Raw genomic sequence first — 21,104 nt, forward strand, 5'->3', positions numbered from 1 at the left:
CCATGGGCGGAACCGAAGAGGAACTGGCCAACGCTCAGCGCGAGATCGCCATGCTGCGCGAGGAGCTGGCCGAGACGAACCAGGGCGTGCTGGCGCTATACGCCGAACTCGACGACAAGGCCGAGGAACTGCGGCAGGTCTCGGACCTGAAGAGCCGGTTCCTGTCCTACATGAGCCACGAATTCCGCACGCCGCTGGTGTCGATCCAGAGCATGGCGCGCCTGCTGCTGGAGCGCTTCGACGGCCCGCTGTCGGAGGAGCAGGAGCGCCAGGTCGCCTTCATCCAGTCCTGCTCGGCCGAGATGAGCGGGATGGTCGACGACCTGCTCGACCTCGCGAAGGTCGAGGCCGGACGCATCACCATCTCGCCGGACTGGTTCGAGCTGATCGACCTGTTCGCGGCGCTGCGCGGCATGTTCAAGCCGATCGCGACCTCGGCCGCCGTGGAGGTGGTGTTCGAGGAACCCGACGGCGTGCCGGCGCTGTTCTCGGACAACCAGAAGGTCGCGCAGATCCTGCGCAATTTCATATCGAACGCACTGAAGTTCACCGAGGCGGGAACCATCACCATTTCGGCACGGTCCGAACCCGACAATCACGTCCGTCTTTCCGTCGCCGACACCGGACCCGGGATCGCCGAGCATGACCTTCCCAACCTCTTCGTCGAGTTCTCCCAGGTGCGTTCGCTGAGGACGCCCGCCTGGCGCGGGACCGGGCTCGGGTTGTCGGTCTGCAAGCGGTTCGCCGAACTGCTCGGCGGCCGGGTCGAAGTGGAAAGCCGCCTCGGCGAGGGCTCGGTGTTCTCGGTCGTCCTGCCGGTCAAGGGGCCTGTGGAGGAATCGGCGGAGTCTGCCGAATGATGGCGAACGCGCACCTGCTGGATCGCCCGGTACTGCTCGTCGACGACACCAACGCGACGCGATACGCGACGCGACGCATGCTCACTGCCAACGGCATGGAGGTGATCGAGGCGGTCACCGGCGAGGAAGCGCTGCGGCTCGCATCGGGCTGCGATGCGGTGGTGCTCGACGTGAACCTGCCCGACCTGGACGGGTTCGAAGTGTGCCGCCGGCTGCGTGCCGATCCGGCCACGCAGTCGCTGCCGGTGCTGCACCTCAGCGCGCAGCACATGCAGGACTCCGACAAGGTCGTCGGCCTCGAGGCCGGCGGCGACGCCTACCTGACGCATCCGGTGGGTGCCGGCGTGCTGGTCGCGACGATCAACGCGCTCGTGCGCGCACGCAAGGCCGAACGGGCGCAGATGAGCCTGCGTGCCCAGCTGGCCTCGGTCATCGATAGCGCGCCGGTCGCCATCGCGGTGTTCAACGCCGCGGGCGAGCTGACGCTCGGCAACGACGCGTTCCGCGACTACGCCGGTTCGCTCTCGGTCGAGCAGCGAGCGCTGCCGGAATTCCTGTCGGCCTCCTTCCACGCCGTGCGCGGCGGCAGCGGACCGCTGCGCGGCACCGCGACGCTGGAACGACCGGGCCGTCCCACGGCGTTCATGGAATGGCGCGTGGGCCTGGTGGACGAGGAAAGCGTCGTCGTCGTGCTGGCCGACCGCACGGTCGAACACACGCTGGGCCTGGAACGCGAGAGCCTGCTCGCACGCGAGCGCGCGGCACGCTCCGAGGCCGAGACCGCCTATCAGACCAAGGATGCCTTCCTCGCGCTGGTCTCGCACGAGCTTCGCAATCCGCTGAACACGATCTCGATGTGGTCCTCGATGCTGCAGCGCCCCGACGCGCGCGTGCACCTGGGCCAGGGGCTCACGGCGATCGAGCGCAGCGCGCACCTGCAGGCGCGCCTGCTCGGCGACCTGCTGGACGTCGCGCGTGCCAGTTCCGGCAAGCTGACGGTCACCACGACGCCGACGGATTTCGCCGCCGTGTTGCGCGACGTGGTGGCATCGGTCGACGAAATGGCGGCGCAGCGCCAGATTTCGATCGAGGCGGACATCGACATTCCGTACGCGGTGCTGGGCGACGCGCCGCGCCTGCATCAGATCGCGTGGAACCTGCTGTCCAACGCGATCAAGTTCTCCGAACCGGGCGGCGTGGTGAAAGTCACCCTTGCCGACGAAGACGGTCACGCCGTGCTGTCGGTGCACGACGACGGCGTCGGCTTCGATCCGGACGATGCGACGCTGCTGTTCGAACGGTTCCGCCAGGCCGCGCATTCGCGACCGTCCAGCGCGGGCGGACTGGGCCTGGGACTGTCGATCGTGCGCGAACTGGTGCTGCTCCATGGCGGCACGGTGACCGCCTGGAGTCCCGGCCTCGGGCAGGGCGCGCGCTTCGACGTGCGCATTCCGCTCACGCACGCGCACGCCGACGAACAGGCGACGGCCAGCCCGGCGGCACTGTCGGCGCGCGACATCCTGGTCATCGAGGACGAAGTCGAAACGCGCCGGCTCATGAAGCTCGCGTTCGAGGAACACGGCGCGACGGTCCGCGACGTGGGGTCGGCCGAGCTCGCGCTGAACCTGCTCGGCGAGCGGCGCTTCGACCTGATCGTGTCCGACGTCGGCCTGCCGTTCATGGACGGGTTCTCGCTGATGCAGACCTTGCGTCGCACCGACGGCCCGAACCGGGACACGCCCGCCATCGCGGTGACCGCCTACGCGCGCGATACCGATGTGGAGCGCAGTCGCGAAGCCGGGTTCGATGCGCACGTCAGCAAGCCGGTCGACATCGCCGGCCTGCTGCGGCGCGTGGCCACGCTGCTTTCCGAACGCGGCGGCGCGTAGGTCAGGGCACGGGCGAGGCGTCGAGCAACGCGATCGCGCGTTCCAGCACCTGCGCAGGCGTTCCGCCGACTTCGACGCGGATGACGTCCGCCTCGCCGACGGGTTCTTCCAGCGCTTCGTACTGGCTGGCGAGCAGGACGGCGGGCATGAAGTGGCCGAGCCGGCTTTCGAGCCGCCCGGCGACCGTCGAGGGCGGGGCATCCAGATAGACGAAGCGCATCGGCACGCCGCAGTCGCGCAGGCGTTGCCGATGAACCGCGCGCAGCCCGGAAAACGCCAGCACGCTCGACGATCCCCGCGCTGCGAGCGCCTGCAGCTGCCGTCCGAGTTCGGCGACCCACGGCTCGCGCTGCGCGTCCATCAACGGCACGCCCGCGGCCATCTGCGCTTTCGCGTCGTCGGCGTGGAAATCGTCCGCGTCGAGGAACACGTACCCGTAATGGCGGGCGAGGCCGAGCGCGACCGTGCTCTTTCCGCTGCCGGCCACGCCGATGACCACGATCGCGTTTGCATGAGGCATTGCGTTTGTCGCTCCCGCGTGGTGGCTGCGCGTAAAGGCCACGTGTCCGAGTGGGCAGGCTTCCTTCTCGTCGGCTTACGCGCGAACCGGAATAGTCATGCGACCTACCTACATGACTTCGACCATGACCGTACCCGATTATCCGCGTCCTCCGTTCAAACCCCAGCAACAGTCCTTCCCCGGCAAGACCGACAAGATGGACCCGCGCCCCGACCATGGCGAGGACAGCTACGTCGGCCACGGGCTGCTTGCCGGCAAGAAGGCGCTGATCACCGGCGGCGACAGCGGCATCGGTGCCGCCGTGGCGATCGCATTCGCGCGTGAAGGTGCGGACGTCGCGATCGTCCATCTTCCGACCGAAGAGAAGGACGCCCAGCGCATTCTTGAACTCGTGAAGAAGGCGGGCGTGGACGGCGTCGCGCTCGCCTGCGACATCAGCGATCCGGAGCTCGCGGCCAAGACCGTCGAGTCGGTCGCCGAGCGCTTCGGCCGCATCGACGTGCTCGTGAACAACGCGGCGTACCAGAAGTATTACGAGTCGATGGAGGAGATCACGCTGGAAGAGTGGACGAAGCACTTCAACACCAACGTGCACGCGCCGTTCAACCTCGTCCGCCTCGCGCTGCCGCATATGCAGGAAGGCGCCTCCGTGATCAACACAGCGTCGGTGCAGTCGAAGAAACCGTCGCCGAACATCCTGCCGTACGCGGCGACGAAGGGCGCCATCGCGAACATGACCGTCGGCCTGGCGGGACTGCTCGCCGAGAAGAAGATTCGCGTGAACGCCGTGCTGCCCGGACCGATCTGGACGCCGTTCATTCCTGCCGGCATGGCGCCGGAAGAAGTCGAAACCTTCGGCGAGCAGACCCCGTTCAAGCGTCCCGGCCAGCCCGTCGAACTGGCGTCGGCCTACGTCATGCTCGCGGCGGACACATCCAGCTACACCTCGGGCGCACTGCTGACGGTGTCGGGCGGCGCCGCGACCCTGTAATCGCAATCGCTACTGGCCGGCATGCTCCCGGAGCAGGGCGGGGAGCATCGCCGGCAGATCGCGCGCGAGCAGTCCGACATCGGCAACGTCGCGTTCGAACCGGCGTCCTGCGAGTCCGTGCAGGTACACGCCCCACTGCGCGGCGACGAGCGGATCGGCGCCGCGGGCCGCCAACCCGCCAATGATGCCCGCGAGCACATCGCCCGAACCCGACGTTCCCAGCGCGATGCTGCCGCCGGTGTGCACCCAGGCGCGTTCGCCGTTCGCGCTGACATGCGTGGTCGCGCCCTTCAGCACGACGATGCATCCGGTCTGAGCGCTGTAGCGTTGGGCGACCTGCGCCGGTTCCTTCCCGATTTCCTCGATCGGCAGGCCGGTGACGGAGGCCATTTCGCCGGCGTGCGGGGTCACGATGCATCGCGCGGTCGCCCCTTCGATCGCTTCCACCGCGCTCAGCGCGCCGGCATCGAGCACGAGCGTTCCGCGGGATTCGCGCGCCAGCGCGCCGACGATCTCCAGCCACTGCGGAGTAGGGTCGCAACCCGGCCCCACGATCAAGGCATCCGCACGCCGCGCCGCCTCGAGCAAGGCGTCGCTTGCGACCGCGATGTCGCCGTTCGCTGTTTCTTCGAGCGAGATCACGCGTGCTTCCGGCATCGCGATGCCGAGCTGCCGCGCGACAGAGGCCACCGTCGCGAACTGCAGCTTTCCCGCACCCACGTGCAACGCGGCCATGCCGGCGAGCAGCACCGCGCCCGGGATTTCCGCCGAGCCGCCGATGACCAGCACGCGACCGCGACCTTCCTTCCCGGCCGTTTCGTCCACCGGAGGCAACGGGTATTGGGGCTTGTTGGTCACTTCGGTCCCACCGGACGGTCGGGCGCACGCGTGACGGCGGCTTCCTCCACCAGCTCGGGCGCGACGAAATTGGCGCGCTGCAGGCAGAAGCGCGCCTCGTCGCCCGCACCGGTGAGCGCATATTCGGTGACGCCGCAGTTGGGAACGTCGGCCTTCGCGTCGATCGCGAGGATGGTCTGCTCGTCCATGCATTCGAGCAGGTAACGGAAGCAGTTCACGATCACCTGGTGCGCGACGATGATGACGCGATCGCCGACGTGGTCGCGCCGCAGTACCTCGACGACGCTGCGCAGGCGGAGGATGACGTCGCACCAGCTCTCGCCGCCGGGCGGACGGAAATAGAACTTGCCCACGCGCCTTCGCTGCTCGGCAAGTTCGGGGAAGGTCTCGATGATGCCGCGCGTGGTGTAGCGGTCGAGTACGCCGAATTCCTTCTCGCGAAGCCGCTCGTCCATGCTGATCTCGTCCGGATCCTTGCCCAGCGCCTTCGCGATCGCGCGGCAGGTGTCCATCGAACGGACGAAGGGCGAGCTGTAGTAGCAGGTCGGCCGCAATTCCGGCGGCTGTGACGAGAACCAGTGGGCGAGGGCTCCGGCCTGCTGCTGGCCCAGCTGCGACAGCGGCGTGTCCGCGTCGCGCGTCTGGATATCGATCAGGCCGAGCCCGCGCGCTTCGGCGTCATCGCGCGCGGCGTTGCCGGCGCTCTGGCCGTGCCGCACGATCCACAGGCGCTCGGGCCAGTCGGAATGCTTCAGGCTCAAGATCGGCGGCCTCCGCGATCAGAGATCGACCTTCGCCGCCTTGTCGTCGTAATCCTGTTTCGGATCGCGACCCATCAGCAGCTTGAGGCCCGCCACGAGACTGTGCTCGTTCAGCCAGATCTCGGCTTCGGCCGGCGTGAAGCGCAGCAGGATGAGTTTGGGATCGTCCTTGCCGCCCTCGTACCACGCGGCGATGAATGCGTTCCAGAGGCGATCCACCACATCGCGGTCGAGGATGGTCTGCACGGTGCCGCCGATCGTCGCGAACAGTTCGTGGCCCTTGGACGCGAACGCGCAGAACGCCGGCGTGGGCGCGGCGGCCTGCTGTGCCAGTTCGTTCTCGGTCGAGGTGAAGAACCAGATCTCGCCCGGCGTCTGCTTGTCGAGCAGCGCGGTCATCGGGCGCGAATGACCGGCCGGATCCGACGTGAGCCCGAGCATCACGGTGCGATCGGATTCGATGTGGTCCCACAGCTTTCGCTCGAACTTGCGGTCGTCCATCTCGATGCCTGCCTGAATGAGTTCACGACACGCTACGAAACGCGCGGTGGGAGAGCGGTGAACGCGCGAGAACGCGCCGGTGCTGCACGCGCGACAACCCCGCGACTCTGATCCAACGTGGCCGATGCGATCGCACCAGGCTCATCCATATCGTCGATCGCGATCGTCGATGGCGCGTTGTCGTGGATAAGTCGTGATGATCACAACGTCCACGCGACATCCACCATCGAATTGCGATCTTGCAGGAACCCACCACATCGGCAGGCGACAAACAATGGCACGAGACATCCTGAAGACCCTCAAGGCCGAGCACGACGAACTGCGCGAGCTCTTCGCCGAACTCAAGGAAACCACCGACCGCGGCGTCAAGAAGCGCGAAGGACTCCTCGAGAAGATCGAGGCCTCGCTGCTTCCGCACGCGAAGTGGGAAGAGAAGGTGTTCTATCCCGCATTCAAGGAACGCGCCGACCGCGACGGCATCCAGACCTACGCCGAGGCGTTGACCGAGCACCACGCGGTGGAGAACACCGTGATTCCGGAAGTCCACGCGGCCGATCCGGGCACGCCCGAGTTCGCCGGTCGCACCAAGGTGTTCGGCGAGTTCATCGACCACCACGCCAAGGAAGAAGAGAAGACCATGTTCAAGATGGCGCGCGAACTGTTCACGGCGGAAGAGCGCGCCCAGCTCGACGAGGACTACGAGGAATGGAAGCAGTCCGACGCCGCGGCCGCGCTGATCGCCGGCGAAAAGGCGAAGGCGGGCGTCAAGGGCGCCGTGAACTCGATGACCCAGTAAGTCGGGCAGGGACGCTGCCGATGACAGGGACGAACGAGGATTTCGACAAGGTAATGCGTCATCACCGCAAGGCCTGGCGCGTCGAGCGGATCGCGTGGTTCGTCATCGCGCTCACGCTGGCTGCTGCGCTGTTCGGCGCATTCGGCGGTGGCGTGCTCAGCGAGGCGCAGGTCGGCTCCAGGCAGACGGTCACGATCGAGTACGACCGCCTGCTCCGTTCGAGCGCGCCGTCATTGATGCGCTTCCACGTGCATCCATCGCTGCGTCGCGACGGCGCCGTGCGCCTGCGCATCGATCGGTCGATCGTGTCGCGGATGGAGATCGAGTCCATCGTGCCCCAGCCACTGAGCCAGGCCAGCGGCGCGGACTACACCGAGTTCGTCTTCGACGTGGCGCCGGGGGAATCGCCGGCGACCATCGACCTGCGTTACCGGCCGTCGACCTTCGGCCGGATGCGCGGCGAGGTGTCGATCGCCGGCGAACACGCGCTGGTGATCGACCAGTTCGTCTACCCATGAGGAGGCCATCATGGAATCCGTGATCCGCGGCATGACGATCTACATCTTCCTGTGGCTGATCTTCCGCATTTCCGGAAAGCGCACCCTGGCGGAGACGTCGCCGTTCGAGCTGATCCTGCTGCTCATCATCTCGGAAGTGACCAACGAGGCCATGGTCGACAGCGATCATTCGATCACCAACGCCATCCTGCTGATCATGACGCTGACGGGCATGAGCGTCGCGCTGTCGGTGGTGAAGCACTACTGGCCGTGGGCGAGCCGCGTGCTGGAAGGCATGCCGCTTCCGCTGGTGCGCGATGGCAGGATGCTGAAGGAGAACATGGACAAGTCGCGCGTGGACGAGGAGGAGATCCTGATGGCGGCCCGCCACACGCAGGGCATCGACCGGATGGAAGACATCAAGGACGCGACCGTGGAGAACGACGGAAACATCTCCGTCATTCCCCGTTCGAAACAGGACGGCTGATCGGGGGCGCTGCGTCCTCCGCCATCTGCGTCGATGGCGGAGGACGGTAGCGTGTCAGCGGGGATCGAGCTCCATCGGCGCGAGCGGCTCGCTGGTCGGACCGTTGAGGATCGCGCCGCTCTCGCCGTCGAAGCGCGAGCCGTGGCACGGGCAATCCCAGGACTTCTCCTCGCCGCTCCAGCGCACGACGCAGCCCATGTGCGGGCAACGCGCGTTGTACGTATGCAGCCGGCCGTCGCCGCTGCGATAGCAGGCGATGCGATGCGCGCCACGGCGCAGCACGGCGCCGGTGCCCAGCGGAATCCGCTCCGGATCGTCGACGTCGGCCGGCCGCACCCAGTCGCGGAACTGGAGCGCGGCGTTGGCGTTCTCACGTATCCATTCGCCCGCGCTGCGCACGGGCTTCCGCGACGGGTCGTACAGCGCTTCCCACGGGTTGTCGCGTCCCTGCGCGATGTCGGCGATGAGCAGCGCCGCGAGCGTGCCATGCGTCAGGCCGTTGCCCGAGTCGCCGGTCACCAGGTAGACGTTCTCGTGATCGGGATCGCGGCCGATGAAGGCGAGGCCATCGACCGGCTCGATGATCTGGCCCGACCAGCCATGCGTGAAGTGCGTGGAGCCGGGGAAGTGTTCGCGCGTCCACGCCTGCAGTCGGACATAGGCTTCCGGATCGTCGTCCTGACCGGTCTTGTGGTCCTCGCCGCCGACGATGATCTTCGCCACGCCGTCTTCGTCCACGTATTTGCGGATGTAGTGGTACGGGTCGGCGTCGTCCCAGATCAGCGCATCGGGCAGGTCCGCGGGCGCGTCGCCCGACACGACGTACGAACGGTACGCCGCCTGCTTCATGTACGTCGCGCCGGTTTCATGCACCGGTACGTTCGTCGCCGCCACGACCGTCTTCGCCTTCAGTTCGCCATTCCGCAGCGAAATGGTGCAGGGCGAGCCGCCCTTGATGTCGACGATCTCCGCGCGCAGGAAACGACCGCCGGCCTCGCGGACTTCCGCGGCAAGCACCTGGATGTAGCGTCCGACGTCGACGACCGCCTGACGCTCGAATCGCACCACCGGGCCGAACGAGGCGGGCAGGGCGTCGCCTGCCTGCAGGAGCGTCGCGCTGAGACTCGCCGCGTTGGCGGCCTCGACTTCCTTCTCCAGGTTCGAGGCATCCCGATCGTGTGCGAACAGATAGCCCGGCACGCGGGCGAAGCCGCAATCCTTTCCGCTGGCTTCGACGACCGCCTCGATCCAGTCGATCGCCGCCGCGTGACTTGCCGCCGCCAGTCGCGCGCCGTCATCACCGTGCTGGCGAGCCAGCCGGTAATAGCGGTCGTCGAGCGCGTTGGAGAGATGGGCCGACGTGCGCAGCGTTTCACCCGCGCCGATGCCTTCCTTGTCGATGACGACGACCTTGCGGCCTTCGCGCAGCAGGCAGAGCGCCGCGCTGAGCCCGGCGATGCCGGCGCCCACGACGACGACATCCAGCGCGTGCGAATCGAGGTCGGTGACGAACCACTTCGACAGGTCGTCGGCGTTCTTCCAGACGGGAATGGTGCGTGCGGTGGTCATCCGGTTCTCCAGTGAACGGTCGTTGCGTCTTACCTCGCCCGCCCGCAAACCGCAGTGAAGCCGCCCGCGTGCACGCTGCGTAGACGGTCGCGTCAGGTGAATCGCGACGCCACGTCGTCCAGCGGCGCGAACACATCGCGCCACGTGGTGACGGCCCGGACGACGGAGAGCTTTCCGTCCATCTCGAGGACTTCGAACTGCGTGGTTCCCGCGGCATCGCGCCAGAAGCGCAGCGAGACGCTTGCCGCGCCGACACGCAGGCCGCGCACCGAAAGCTCCGGCAGCCACGTTGGCAGGTGCGGATCGAGGAGGAGCAAGCCGAGTGGCGCGAAGGGCTGCATGCCCAGCAGCGTCTGCGTCAGGGTGATCGCCGTGCTGGCCGACCATGCCTGCGGCGAATTCGACTGCGGATACGTGGCCGGAAACGGATGCGCCTTGTCGCGCGCGTGTCCGCTGAAACATTCAGGCAGCCGGTATTGATCGAATGCCGAGGCGATCTCGAACTGCGCGCGTGCGATCTGCTCCACGCGATCGTGCGCGCGATGGCGTTGGCAGCCCATCGCGAACGGCCCGTGTTCGACCGGCCACACCGTGCCGCGGTGGTACGCGTACGGGTTGTAGGCCGGATGATCGCTGGACAGCGTGCGGATGCCCCAGCCGCTGAACAGATCGGGCGCGAACGAGCGTTCGAGCAGGCGCGGGATGCGCTCGTCCTCGACGATGCCCGAGCCCACGCAGCGCAGGCCGTTCGAACCGACGGAGCGGATCAGATGGCCGTCGCGCGCCAGCGCCATCGCGAACGAGCCGATGTCGTCCATCCAGAAGGTCGCATCGAAACGCGCTTTCAGGGCCTCGGCCGCGGCGCGTTGCCGCTTCGCCTCATCTTCGTGTCCGAAGGACTCCAGGATCTGCGCCATTGCGTGCCGGGCCGCATGGATGATGCCTTGCTCCTCGCACGTCGCGACCGGATGTTCCGCCGTGCGTCCGTCCTCTTCGACGATGCCTTCGTCCGAATCCTTCCACGTCTGGTTTTTCAGGCCGTCCTTCGACCGCGTGGCGACAAGGTGAAATCCAAGCTTCTCGTCGAACGCGTGCGTGTCGAGCCACTCCAGCGCCGCCATCGCGGGTTTGATCATCGGCTCGACCGCGTCGCGATCGCCCGTCCATTGCCACAGATGGCCCAGCGCCGTGCAGAACAGGGCCGGGGCGGTGAGCGTGCCGTAATAGCGGTCCTTGGGCTTGTACTGCAGCATCGACAGCGGGCCGGGATGCGCTTCGTGCAGGATGCGGCCCGGCTGTTCGTCGCGCCAGGCGTTGTCCTTGGTGCCTTGCCACTCCGCCATCACCGGAAGCGTGCCGCGCAGGATCTCCGGCCCGAGCATCGCGCTCTGTTGCGCGGTGGTCAGCGTGTCGCGGCCGAACAGCGCGACGTACATCGGCAGGCCCGCCGCGACCGTCCACGCGCGCGGGCCGCGATCGAAGCGTTGCAGGCGCAATGCCGCGAGATCATGGCGGGCGCGATTGAGCGTGTTGTCGACCACGCCGGCCAGCGTTTCGTGATCCAGCGCCGCGACCTTAGTTGATTCGCGCAGGAACTCCATGCCGCGCCGCTTGGACTCGATGCCATCGAGCTCGTTGTCGCGGATCGGAAGCGGCAGGACCTCGTCGCCGAAGCGCGCGCACCAGTCCAGGTCGGCATGCCAGCTGGCGCCGGGCGCGAGGTCGATGTCGAACTGGACGCGCCCGCCGCGGTGTTTCGGCGAGCCGGACGACGTCTCGATGCGCAGCGTCACGCCCGCATCGAAACGCAGATGCTGGCGTTTCCCGTCGCGGCGCACGTCGCGCGTGGCCACGTAATCGAACGTCAGCGTCGCGACGTTTCCGTCGCGTTTCCAGTGCCGCTTCCGGGTGCCTTCCTGTTGCCGCGGTCCGTGCGTCTCCTCGATGTCGGCGAAGTCGGCGTCGATCTCGAGCGTCATCCGAAGCTGCGCCGGCGACTGCGTGAAATTGGTCAGGACGAAATGCTCGCGCATCCCGTCGCCGACCCAGCGCGACACCTGCAGCTCCACGGCCTGTTGGGCGGCGGCGGCGATCGCATCGTCGCCGACCGGTTCACCGGGTGCGGGCACGATGTAGTAGCCCATCCAGCTGTCCTGCCGCACGTTCGACTTGGTGACCGGATGCGGGCGACGGCGACCGAGCTGGCAGCGGTAGCGGCTGAGCATGCGCGTCTGGCGCACGTACAGTCCTTCCTCGCCACCTTCGATGAAGCCCGACGCGCCGGTCGCAAGCACCGTATCGCCCTTGCTGATGTACGAAGCGTGCTCACGAACGCGCAGTCGAATCAGGCTGCGCTCAATCGAAAATGCGTCCATGGAATCGATTCTTCCGACGCCCGCGTGATGCCGGCGTCCAGCCATCGCCCATGATCGGCATGGCGGTGCCGACGATCAGCCTTGCCCGAAGGCGATCGTGCTCATCAGTGCGTTCTCGGCCTGGCGCGAGTCCAGTCGCGTGTGCTGTACCACGATGGGAACGTCGGACGAGATCACACTCGCGAATGGTGTTTCCTTCGCGATGGGCTCGGGGTCGTCGAGCTCGTTGAAGCGAAGGTGCCGCGTGCGACCGGCCTTCACCGTCAACGTGTAGGGGCCGACCGGATCGCGATCCTCGTAATACACGTGGATGCGAATGTGCGCATCGCGGTCCGACGCGTTCAGGATGCAGCACGTCTCGTGGCTTTCCAGTGCGGGCTTGGGGCCGTTGCTCCAGCCCGGTATGTAGCCTTCGGCAATCGCCCAGGTTGTATGACCGATCTTCGTATCCATGGCGACGATCTAGCACGCGCGTCGAAAAGACGGCGTCATCGCGCCGGCTCGTCACGATGTTCACGCGCGATCGGTACGCTCGCGACATGACCCGCATCGGCTTCCACGCATCGCACGAACAGTTCCCGCCCGGCGAGCTCCTGCGCCTGGCCGCGCATGCCGAAGCCAGCGGTTTCGATGCGGTGATGTGCTCGGATCATTTCCATCCGTGGAGCCGCCGCCAGGGCCAAAGCGGGCACGCGTGGACGTGGCTCGGCGCGGCGATGGCGACGACGTCGTGCTCGTATGGCGTCGTGAACGCGCCGGTCGGCCGCTATCACCCGGCCGTCATCGCGCAGGCGGCCGCCACGCTCGACGCGATGTTCCCGGATCGCTTCTGGCTGGCGGCAGGCAGCGGCGAGGCGTTGAACGAACGCATGGCCGGCCCGTGGCCCGACAAGTCCGAGCGCAACAGACGTCTGCTGGAAGCAGTCGAGGTCATGCGCGCGCTATGGCGCGGCGAATGCGTCGACCATCAGGGCGCGTTCCGTGTCGATCAGGCCCGGTTGTTCACGCGTCCGGTGAAGCCGCCGCTTGTGTTCGTGCCGGCGCTGTCGGAGAAGACGGCCAAGTGGGGCGCGGAGTGGGCTGACGGACTCATCACCGTGAGCCAGCCGCTGGAGAAGCTCCGGCCGATCGTCGAGGCGTTCCGCAACCATGGCGGCGCGGGCAAACCCGTGTACCTGCAGGTGAAGCTGTCGTACGCAACCGACGAAGCGACCGCGCTGCGCGAGGCGCACGAGCAATGGGCGACGAACGTGCTCGAACCGGCGTTGTCGGAGGATGTCGGCACGCCACAGGCCTACGAGGCGCTCGCCGAGCAGGTCACGCCGCAGCAGGTCGCCAAGGCGGTGCATGTCTCGGCCGATGCGGACCAGCACGTGGAATGGCTGCAGACCTACCTCGACATGGGCGTCGACGCGCTGTACCTGCACAACGTCAGCACGCGGCAGAAGGAATTCATCGATGTGTTCGCGCGCGACGTGTTGCCGCGGCTGCGGCGTTGACGACCGTCGGTTGTTCCGAAGAGGCCGCTTGATCTCGCCGGTCGACGGGCCTGAAGCCGCACCCCCGCCCCTGGCGTGAAAGCGCCCCCGGCCCGGGTGCAATAATCGAGCGCATTCCGACGCGTCGCGGTGTTCGATGGCCCATGGCGGCACCCTAGGTTTCCTCGACGCGCCCGGCGAGATGGCGGGCATGATGCGACGCCACGACTGGAGCGGCTCGCCGCTGGGCCCGCCCGACGGCTGGCCGCAGACGTTGCGCAGCGTCGTCGGCCTGATGCTGCGATCCCGCTTCCCGATGTTCGTCGCCTGGGGGCCCCGCATGGGCTTCCTGTACAACGACGCGTACGTCGACATCCTCGGCGCCAAGCACCCCTCCGCGTTGGGGCGCGCGTTCGAGGACATCTGGTGGGAGATCTGGGACGACGTGGGCCCGCTCGCCCATCGCGCCTTGCAGGGAGAGGCGACCTACGTCGAGAACTTCCCGCTGATCATGAGCCGCAAGGGCTACGACGAGCCCACGTGGTTCACCTTCTCGTATTCGCCCGTCGCCGATGAGGACGGCACGATCGCCGGCATGTACTGCGTGTGCACCGAGACCACCCGCAGCGTGCTGGCCGAAGCCGCCCGCGACGCGCAGACGCAGCGGCTGAGCACGCTCGCCGAACAGCGGCAGCTCGCGCTGGACGCGGCCGGCCTCGGCTGGTGGCAGTACGACCCGGCGACCGGCATCGTCACGCACGATGAGCGCTACGGGCAGATCTACGGACTCGACGGCGCGGCGCCGCGCCACGTCGACGAGATCAACCGGCTCCTGCATCCGGACGACGCGCCGCGCCTGTGGGCCGCGGTCGACGCCGCGACCAAGCCCGTCCTGCCGGAGCGTTATGCGGTCGAATACCGGATCCGGCGGCCCGACGGCAACGTGCGCTGGCTCGAAGCCCGCGGCATACCGACCTTCGAAGGCGAGGGCGCGTCGCGCGTCGTGACGAGCTTCGCGGGCACCGTCGCCGACGTGACCGACCGCCGCCTCGCCGAGGAAGTGCTTCGCGAGAACGAAGCGCGCTTCCGCCTGATGGCCGACGCATCGCCCGCGGCGCTCTGGCTCACCGATCCGAGCGGCGTCTGCACGTTCCTCTCGCACCAGTGGTACGAGTTCACCGGCCAGACCGAGGAGGAGGCGCTGGGCCTGGGCTGGACGACGGCCACGCATCCGGACGACGCGGAAGCGGCGCGCGCGGCCTTCATCGAGGCCAACCGCACGCGCGGCATCCTGGGTATCGAGTACCGCCTGCGGGCGAAGGACGGCACGTACCGCTGGGCGATCGACCTCGGCCGCCCGTGGTACTCGGAAGCAGGCGAATACGCGGGCATGGTCGGCGTGGTGTTCGACATCGATGCGCGCAAGCGTGCGGAGGAAGCGGTGGAGGAGGCGAGCCGGCGCAAGGACCAGTTCCTGGCCACGCTCGCGCACGAGCTGCGCAATCCGCTCACGCCCATCTCCAACGCGTTGCAGATCTGGCCGCGCCTGGAAGGCAGGCCCGAGGAAGCCGCCCGCCTGCGCGAGATGATGGGGCGCCAGGTGCGCCAGATGATCCGGCTGATCGACGACCTGCTGGACGTCTCGCGCATCACGCGCGGCAAGATCGAGCTGCGCCGGGAGCGGCTCGACCTCGCGGTCGCGATTCGTGGCGCGGTGGAGGCGATGGAGCCGTTCATCGAAAGCCATGGCCACGCATTGCGCGTCGTGCTTCCCGCGCAGCCGCTTCATGTCGAAGCCGATCTCGGGCGGCTCGTGCAGGTGTTCGGCAACCTGCTGCACAACGCGGCCAAGTTCACGGAACGGGGCGGGCGCATCGAGATTGCTGCCCGTCGCGAGGACGATGCCGCCGTGGTGCGCGTGCGCGACAACGGTTCGGGCATTCCGCGCGAAATGCTGCGCGAGATCTTCGAGATGTTCGCGCAGGCCGACCAGACGCTCGGCCGCCAGCACGGCGGGCTCGGCATCGGCCTGACGCTGGTGGAAACCCTCGTGGCGCTGCACGACGGAACCGTCGAAGCGAACAGCGAGGGGGCCGGGCAGGGTAGTGAATTCGTCGTGCGCCTGCCGCTTGCCGCCGACGCGGCGACGGGACCGTCTACCGTGAGCGATCGCGACCTGTCGTCGCTGCCATCGCGCCGCGTGCTCGTCGTCGACGACGTGCAGTCCTCGGCCGATACGCTCGCGATGATGCTTTCGTCGATCGGCCAGCAGCCGCTGGCGGTGTACGACGGTGCGGCCGCCCTGCAGCGGTGGAATGACTTCGCGCCCGACGTCGCGTTCGTCGACATCGCGATGCCGGGCATGGACGGCTACGAAGTCGCGCGTCGCGTGCGGGACCTGTCGGGCCCGACGCCGATGCTCGTCGCCCTGACCGGCTTCGGACAGGACGAGGATCGCCGTCGCGCGCTCGACGCGGGTTTCGACCATCACCTCGTCAAGCCGACGACGATCGACGCGCTGCACGACCTGCTGGCGGCCGGCGCGCCCGCAAGGGAATAAGCGGGGCGCCTGCCGACCACGCGCCCGTGATCCGGGCCGTCCGCTCTGGCACGCTTGGCGTCTCCCCACCGGATCCGGCGCCCATGGACCGCATTGAAGCGATGAAGATCTTCATTGCCGCGCTGGACGAGGGCAGCCTCGCCGGGGCGAGCCGTCGAACGGGACGTTCGGCTGCCGCGGTGAGCCGCGCCGTCGCGTACCTGGAGGCGCACGTCGGCGTGCCGCTGCTGCACCGGACGACCCGCTCGATCCGCCTGAGCGAAGCGGGCGAGCGGTATTCGTCCGCGTGCCGGAAGATCCTCGCTGACCTGGACGAAGCGGACCGCCAGGCCGCGGGCGAGCGCTCGGTGCCGCGCGGAACGCTGAGCATCAGTTCGACCGTGTTCGTCGGCGTGGAGGTGCTGCGTCCGATCGTGGATGCGTTCATGACCGAATTCCCGACGGTGAACGTGCGCATGTATTTGCTGGAGCGCCCGGTGAACCTGGTCGACGAGGGCATCGATGTGGCGCTTCGCATCACGCACCTGTCCGACTCGACGCTGGTCGCGCAACACATCGGCGAAGCACGGCGCGTCGTCGTCGCGTCGCCACGCTACCTCGCCACGCATCCGCGCATCGACGAGCCGGGCGATCTGTCGCAGCACGCGATCGTCACGATGCAGCACATGGGCCTGGATTCGTGGAGCTTTCCACCGCCGGAGGGATCGACGGTGCCGCGTTCGGTCTCGTTCGTGCCGCGGCTGGTCGTCAACAACGTGCAGGCGGCGGTGGGATCGGCCGTGGACGGACACGGCGTGACGCGGCTGCTGTCGTACCACGTCGCGGCACATGTGGAACGCGATGACCTGCGCGTGATCCTGTCCGGCTTCGAGCCGCCGCCGCTTCCCATCAGCCTCGTGTCGCCGTACGGGCGGTTGTCCGTGCCGAAAGTTCGGGCGTTCGTCGACTTCGCCTTGCCGCGGCTGCGGGCGCAGTTCGCCCGCGCCACGCTCGCATCGTAGGAGGCGATTCCACCGTTTCGCGGAAGAATGTCTGCCGGAATGCGTGGATTCGCACGGCCGGGTTGCGTCCCTAGATTGGGCTCCATCGGAAACACGTCGCCCCGCGCGGCGGAAACCGATCCCCTTCAATCCGGAGCAACACCATGAGCAGTTCACGCAAGACCGTCATCGTCACCGGCGCCTCGCAGGGCATCGGCGCCGGCCTGGTCCAGGCCTTCCGCGACCGCGATTACCGCGTCATCGCCAACTCCCGTTCGATCAAGCCGTCGTCCGATCCCGATGTGCTCGCCGTCGCCGGTGACATTTCCGACCGCGCCGTCGCGCAACGCATCGTCGACGAAGGCCTCGCGCGTTTCGGCCGCATCGACACGCTGGTGAACAACGCGGGCATCTTCACCGCCAAGCCGTTCACGCAGTTCGACGCCGACGATTACGCTAACAACGTCGCGATCAACCTGACCGGCTTCTTCCACATCACGCAGCTGGCCATCGAGCAGATGGAGAAGCAGGGCGCCGGCCACGTGGTCACCATCACGACGAGCCTGACCGATCATGCGATCGATGGTGTTCCGTCGGTGCTCGCATCGCTGACGAAAGGTGGCCTCAATGCGGCCACGAAGTCGTTGGCCATCGAGTACGCCAAGCGCGGCATCCGCGTGAACGCCGTATCGCCCGGCGTCATCCGCACGCCGATGCACGCGCCGGAAACGCACGAATGGCTGGCCGCGCTGCATCCGGTGGCTCGGCTCGGCGAGATCTCCGATGTCACGCAGGCGGTGCTGTTCCTGGAGTCGGCGGGCTTCGTCACCGGCGAGATCCTGCACGTCGACGGCGGCCAGAGCGCCGGCCACTGACTTTCTACCGGGGCGCGGGAAACCTCGCCCCTCACGACAGGAGCAAGGCAATGCCCATCGTCAACATACAGATCACCCGCGAGGGTTCCGGCCCGGGCCGCGATGCGGCCACAGCGGAAGAAAAGGCCGCGCTGATCCGAGGCGTCAGCCAGCTGCTGCTCGATGTACTCGGCAAGCCGCTCGACTCGACGTTTGTCGTGATCGAGGAAGTCCCGCTGGAGAACTGGGGCTGGTACGGCATGCCAGTGCCCGAGCTGCGACGGCGGCGCGCCGAGGAGAAGTGAAGCGCGCTGTTCTCGCCCGGCTTGGGTTCGCCGATGTCGAGCAGGCCGACGTAGGCCGTGAATCCCGGCATGCCCAATCCACCCAGCGCCAGCGACGGCTGCGCCATCTCGCCCAGCGGCGTGAGGTCCGCACCATCGGAGAGCGCGTAGTCCTGCCAACCCGAGTTCGACAGGACGAGCTGCCCGACGCTGAAGCGCGGATGGCGCGAGGCTTCGACGACGCTGACGGTGCCGCCGACCATCGTCTGGCCGAGTTGCACGGCGGGCGCGTAGCCCGGACCGGCCTCGTCCATCATTCCGCGCATGTACGGATCGAGCGACAGGTAGCGCGTGCGCAGCAGCACCTGGCCGTCGGCTGGTTCCGGCACGGGTTGCGTCTCGAAGTGGAAGTCGCGTGCGGTCGGCGTGCCCTGCGGACGCGCGGCAAGCGTGAAGCGGCGATTGAGGCGGGTCTCGCTCATGGTCGTGGTCTCAGTGGGACGCCGTGACGGCAAGGGGAGTGGAACCGCGCGGGCCGTAACGCAGCGTCAGCATCGCGCCGAGCGTCATCGCGACGACGGCGAACAGCGGACCGCCCAGTGCGCCGATGCGATCGACCAGCACGCCGCCGCCGATCGCGCCGGTGGCGATGGCGGTCTGGAACGCCGCCACCAGCAGGCCGCTCGCGCCTTCGGCCTGGTCCGGGGCAGCGCGCACGATCCAGATCTGGAAGCCGACCGGGAACGCGCCGAACGCGAAGCCCCACAGCACGATCGCCACGGACGCGACGCCCGCCGACTGGCCGGCGATCAGCAACGCGACCGCAAGTGCCGCGATGGCGACGCTGCCGAGCACGATCGCGTGACGTTCGCTGCGCCCGGCGACGTAGCCGCCCGCCAGGTTGCCGAAGAAGCCGCCGATGCCGTAACCCAGCAGCACGGCGGAGACCGCGCCGATCGACAGGTGCGTGACGTTCTCCATCAGCGGCCGGATGTAGGTGAAGCCTGCGAAGTGGCCGGAGATCACCAGCAGCACGACGACGAGCGCGGCGCGTACCGGTCCGCGCGTGACGAGCTCGGCGAGCACACGAAGGTCCGGATGCGTCTTCGGCGGCAGCGCCGGCAAGGTGAGCCACTGGGCGACCAGCGTGACCACGCCGACCGCGCCCGCCGCAACGAACGCACTGCGCCATCCCCACGCATCGCCCATCCACGCGCCGATCGGCGCCGCGCACACCGTCGCGACCGATACGCCGGTGAGGATCAGCGACATCGCGCGCGGAAACAGCGATTCGGGCACCAGGCGCAGCGCGAGCGGTGCCGCCATCGACCAGAACCCGCCCAGCGCGACGCCAAGCAGCACGCGCGCGACCAGCAGGGTCGTCAGGTTCGAGGCGAACACGGCGATCGTGTTCGACAGCAACAGCGCGAGGGTGAGGGCGAGCATCACGCGCCGGCGATCCATGCGTCGCGTGAGCACGGGAATCGACGGCGCGGCGATGGCGCCGATGAGCGCCGTCGCGGTCACGGTCTGGCCAGCGGCGCCTTCGCTGATGCGCAGGTCGGCGGCCATCGCGGTGAGCAGGCTCGCAGGCAGGAACTCGGCCGTGACCAGCCCGAAGACGCCGAGGGTAAGGGACGCGACGGCCGGCCAATGCGCGGCATCCGACGACGCCTCGGGCGCGGCATCGCCATCAGGAACGGAACACTCGGTTGAGGACACGAGGAGCTGCCAGTGGGGAAGGGCAGCGCAGGTTAGGCGTACGATGCAGGCGTTTGAATGCCGGAACCACCGCAATGCATGACGATTCCTCCCGCCACGTGGCCGCCGTTCGGCCCCCCGAGGCGAGCGACCTGCTGACCCGCGTGCTGCTGGGACTTCGACTCGACGGCGTCGAATACGGCCGCTGCGTGATGCACGAGCCGTGGGCGATCGCGTTTCCGGCGCAGCGCGACGCGCGGTTCCATTTCGTCGCACGCGGCAGTGCCTGGCTGTGGACGGCGGCGGACGAATGGAAGCGGCTGGGGCCCGGCGACGCCGTGCTGCTGCCGCGCGGCAGCTTCCACGTGATGGCGAGTTCGCCCGACGTTCCCGCCGTCGACATCCACGAACTCGCGCGCGAACCGGTGTCGGAAAACCTGTACCTGGTGCGTTCCACCGACGACGCGCCGCGCGATCCGGCCGAAGCGGACGTCATGTTCTGCGGCGCGATGCGCTTCAACCTCGATCCACTGCATCCGCTGCTGGCGATGGTGCCCGACCTCATGCACGCGGGCGATCTGGTCCAACGCGATCCCGCCGTGTTCGCCGTGCTCGAAGCCATGGAGCGCGAAGTCTCGCTCGATCGCATCGGCGCGTGCGGAATCCTCGCGCGGCTGGCCGACGTGCTCGCCGCGAGCATCATCCGCGCCTGGGTCGAATGCGGATGCAGCGATTCCACCGGCTGGATCGCCGCGGTGCGGTGCCCGAAGGTGGGCAAGGTGATCGCCGCGATCCACGCCGAACCCGAACGCGACTGGGACGTGCCGGCCCTGGCCCGGTTGATGGGCGCCTCGCGTTCGCGCTTCGCCGAAGCGTTCACGCGCACCGTCGGCGAAAGTCCCGCGCGCTATGTCGCGAAGGTGAAGATGTTCCAGGCGCGGCGCTGGATCCAGCAGGAAGGCATGCGCGTCACCGTCGCCGCCGAGCGTCTGGGCTACGACTCCGAAGCCTCCTTCAGCCGCGCCTTCAAACGCATCATGGGGATGCCGCCCAGCGCGGTGCGCGCCACCGAGGAACCGCTGCGCGCGTGATCGATCAAAGACGGATCACGGGCGCTTAACGCCGCGTCCACCTAAGCTCCGC

At 67.9% G+C, this 21,104-nt stretch carries 20 protein-coding genes and 1 pseudogene; 12 read left to right on the forward strand and 9 right to left on the reverse strand.

Annotation, left to right across the window (positions count from 1 at the left end; all coding sequences use genetic code 11):
- The first annotated feature begins 2 nt into the window (after nt 1-2).
- Nucleotides 3-860: a sensor histidine kinase gene (locus DX912_RS09070; protein WP_115842184.1), complete on the forward strand. Its 858-nt coding sequence runs from the start codon at nt 3-5 to the stop codon at nt 858-860.
- Complete coding sequence (locus DX912_RS09075) at nt 857-2,749, forward strand: hybrid sensor histidine kinase/response regulator (RefSeq protein WP_115842185.1); 1,893 nt, start codon at nt 857-859, stop codon at nt 2,747-2,749. Before DX912_RS09070 ends, DX912_RS09075 begins: the two co-directional genes overlap by 4 nt.
- Before the next feature lies 1 nt (nt 2,750).
- On the opposite strand, the gene DX912_RS09080 is transcribed toward DX912_RS09075, so the two are convergent.
- Entirely contained in the window at nt 2,751-3,269 is a 519-nt protein-coding gene (locus DX912_RS09080; protein ID WP_115842186.1) for a gluconokinase, read from the reverse strand.
- Between the two features lie 124 nt (nt 3,270-3,393).
- On the opposite strand from DX912_RS09080, the gene DX912_RS09085 reads away from it, so the two are divergent.
- Nucleotides 3,394-4,260, forward strand: a complete 867-nt coding sequence (locus DX912_RS09085; RefSeq protein ID WP_115842187.1) for an SDR family oxidoreductase — start codon at nt 3,394-3,396, stop codon at nt 4,258-4,260.
- 9 nt (nt 4,261-4,269) lie between these two features.
- Here DX912_RS09085 and DX912_RS09090 read toward each other — a convergent pair whose 3' ends face one another.
- Genes DX912_RS09090 through DX912_RS09100 form a run of 3 tightly spaced genes read right to left on the reverse strand, consistent with a single transcriptional unit; the run spans nt 4,270 to nt 6,380 of the window.
- Nucleotides 4,270-5,118, reverse strand: a complete 849-nt coding sequence (locus tag DX912_RS09090) for an NAD(P)H-hydrate dehydratase (protein ID WP_115842188.1) — start codon at nt 5,116-5,118, stop codon at nt 4,270-4,272.
- On the reverse strand, nt 5,115-5,879 hold the full coding sequence (locus tag DX912_RS09095; RefSeq protein ID WP_425477923.1) for a histidine phosphatase family protein: 765 nt from the start codon (nt 5,877-5,879) through the stop codon (nt 5,115-5,117). Before DX912_RS09095 ends, DX912_RS09090 begins: the two co-directional genes overlap by 4 nt.
- 18 nt (nt 5,880-5,897) lie before the next feature.
- On the reverse strand, nt 5,898-6,380 hold the full coding sequence (locus tag DX912_RS09100; RefSeq protein ID WP_115842189.1) for a pyridoxamine 5'-phosphate oxidase family protein: 483 nt from the start codon (nt 6,378-6,380) through the stop codon (nt 5,898-5,900).
- A gap of 274 nt (nt 6,381-6,654) precedes the next feature.
- Between DX912_RS09100 and DX912_RS09105 the strand changes: the two genes are divergently transcribed.
- Genes DX912_RS09105 through DX912_RS09115 form a run of 3 tightly spaced genes read left to right on the forward strand, consistent with a single transcriptional unit; the run spans nt 6,655 to nt 8,160 of the window.
- Entirely contained in the window at nt 6,655-7,176 is a 522-nt protein-coding gene (locus DX912_RS09105; RefSeq protein ID WP_115842190.1) for a hemerythrin domain-containing protein, read from the forward strand.
- Nucleotides 7,177-7,196: 20 nt separating this feature from the next.
- Nucleotides 7,197-7,694 (forward strand): hypothetical protein, encoded by a 498-nt coding sequence (locus DX912_RS09110; RefSeq protein WP_147298608.1) that lies wholly within the window; start codon nt 7,197-7,199, stop codon nt 7,692-7,694.
- Nucleotides 7,695-7,704: 10 nt separating this feature from the next.
- On the forward strand, nt 7,705-8,160 hold the full coding sequence (locus tag DX912_RS09115; RefSeq protein WP_115842192.1) for a DUF421 domain-containing protein: 456 nt from the start codon (nt 7,705-7,707) through the stop codon (nt 8,158-8,160).
- Nucleotides 8,161-8,214: 54 nt separating this feature from the next.
- Here DX912_RS09115 and DX912_RS09120 read toward each other — a convergent pair whose 3' ends face one another.
- The 3 genes from DX912_RS09120 to DX912_RS09130 form a co-directional block, all read right to left on the reverse strand.
- Nucleotides 8,215-9,729: an FAD-dependent oxidoreductase gene (locus tag DX912_RS09120; RefSeq protein ID WP_115842193.1), complete on the reverse strand. Its 1,515-nt coding sequence runs from the start codon at nt 9,727-9,729 to the stop codon at nt 8,215-8,217.
- A gap of 92 nt (nt 9,730-9,821) precedes the next feature.
- Entirely contained in the window at nt 9,822-12,104 is a 2,283-nt protein-coding gene (locus DX912_RS09125; protein WP_181902773.1) for an amylo-alpha-1,6-glucosidase, read from the reverse strand.
- A 75-nt stretch (nt 12,105-12,179) separates the two neighbouring features.
- Nucleotides 12,180-12,557, reverse strand: a complete 378-nt coding sequence (locus tag DX912_RS09130) for a sensory rhodopsin transducer (protein WP_115842195.1) — start codon at nt 12,555-12,557, stop codon at nt 12,180-12,182.
- A gap of 86 nt (nt 12,558-12,643) precedes the next feature.
- Here DX912_RS09130 and DX912_RS09135 point away from each other — a divergent pair, with 86 nt between their 5' ends.
- From DX912_RS09135 to DX912_RS09155, 5 genes are all read left to right on the forward strand, one after another.
- The gene (locus tag DX912_RS09135; protein ID WP_115842352.1) at nt 12,644-13,603 is read left to right on the forward strand and encodes a TIGR03885 family FMN-dependent LLM class oxidoreductase; all 960 of its coding nucleotides are present in this window, start codon (nt 12,644-12,646) and stop codon (nt 13,601-13,603) included.
- Between the two features lie 136 nt (nt 13,604-13,739).
- Nucleotides 13,740-16,142 (forward strand): hybrid sensor histidine kinase/response regulator, encoded by a 2,403-nt coding sequence (locus DX912_RS09140; RefSeq protein WP_115842196.1) that lies wholly within the window; start codon nt 13,740-13,742, stop codon nt 16,140-16,142.
- An 83-nt stretch (nt 16,143-16,225) separates the two neighbouring features.
- Nucleotides 16,226-17,143: a LysR family transcriptional regulator gene (locus DX912_RS09145; protein ID WP_115842197.1), complete on the forward strand. Its 918-nt coding sequence runs from the start codon at nt 16,226-16,228 to the stop codon at nt 17,141-17,143.
- Nucleotides 17,144-17,286: 143 nt separating this feature from the next.
- Nucleotides 17,287-17,997, forward strand: a complete 711-nt coding sequence (locus tag DX912_RS09150) for an SDR family NAD(P)-dependent oxidoreductase (RefSeq protein WP_115842198.1) — start codon at nt 17,287-17,289, stop codon at nt 17,995-17,997.
- Nucleotides 17,998-18,047: 50 nt separating this feature from the next.
- Nucleotides 18,048-18,281 (forward strand): tautomerase family protein, encoded by a 234-nt coding sequence (locus DX912_RS09155; RefSeq protein ID WP_115842353.1) that lies wholly within the window; start codon nt 18,048-18,050, stop codon nt 18,279-18,281.
- A 128-nt stretch (nt 18,282-18,409) separates the two neighbouring features.
- Here DX912_RS09155 and DX912_RS18600 read toward each other — a convergent pair.
- Nucleotides 18,410-18,742: pseudogene (locus DX912_RS18600) on the reverse strand (NADP-dependent oxidoreductase); the annotation flags it as partial.
- Nucleotides 18,743-18,752: 10 nt separating this feature from the next.
- Nucleotides 18,753-19,982, reverse strand: a complete 1,230-nt coding sequence (locus DX912_RS09165) for an MFS transporter (protein WP_115842199.1) — start codon at nt 19,980-19,982, stop codon at nt 18,753-18,755.
- A 74-nt stretch (nt 19,983-20,056) separates the two neighbouring features.
- Between DX912_RS09165 and DX912_RS09170 the strand changes: the two genes are divergently transcribed.
- Nucleotides 20,057-21,052, forward strand: coding sequence for an AraC family transcriptional regulator (locus DX912_RS09170; RefSeq protein WP_115842200.1), 996 nt, complete (start codon nt 20,057-20,059; stop codon nt 21,050-21,052).
- Nucleotides 21,053-21,104: the final 52 nt, after the last annotated feature.

The organism is Lysobacter soli, assembly GCF_003382285.1.
GTDB classification, from domain to species: Bacteria; Pseudomonadota; Gammaproteobacteria; order Xanthomonadales; family Xanthomonadaceae; genus Lysobacter_J; species Lysobacter_J soli.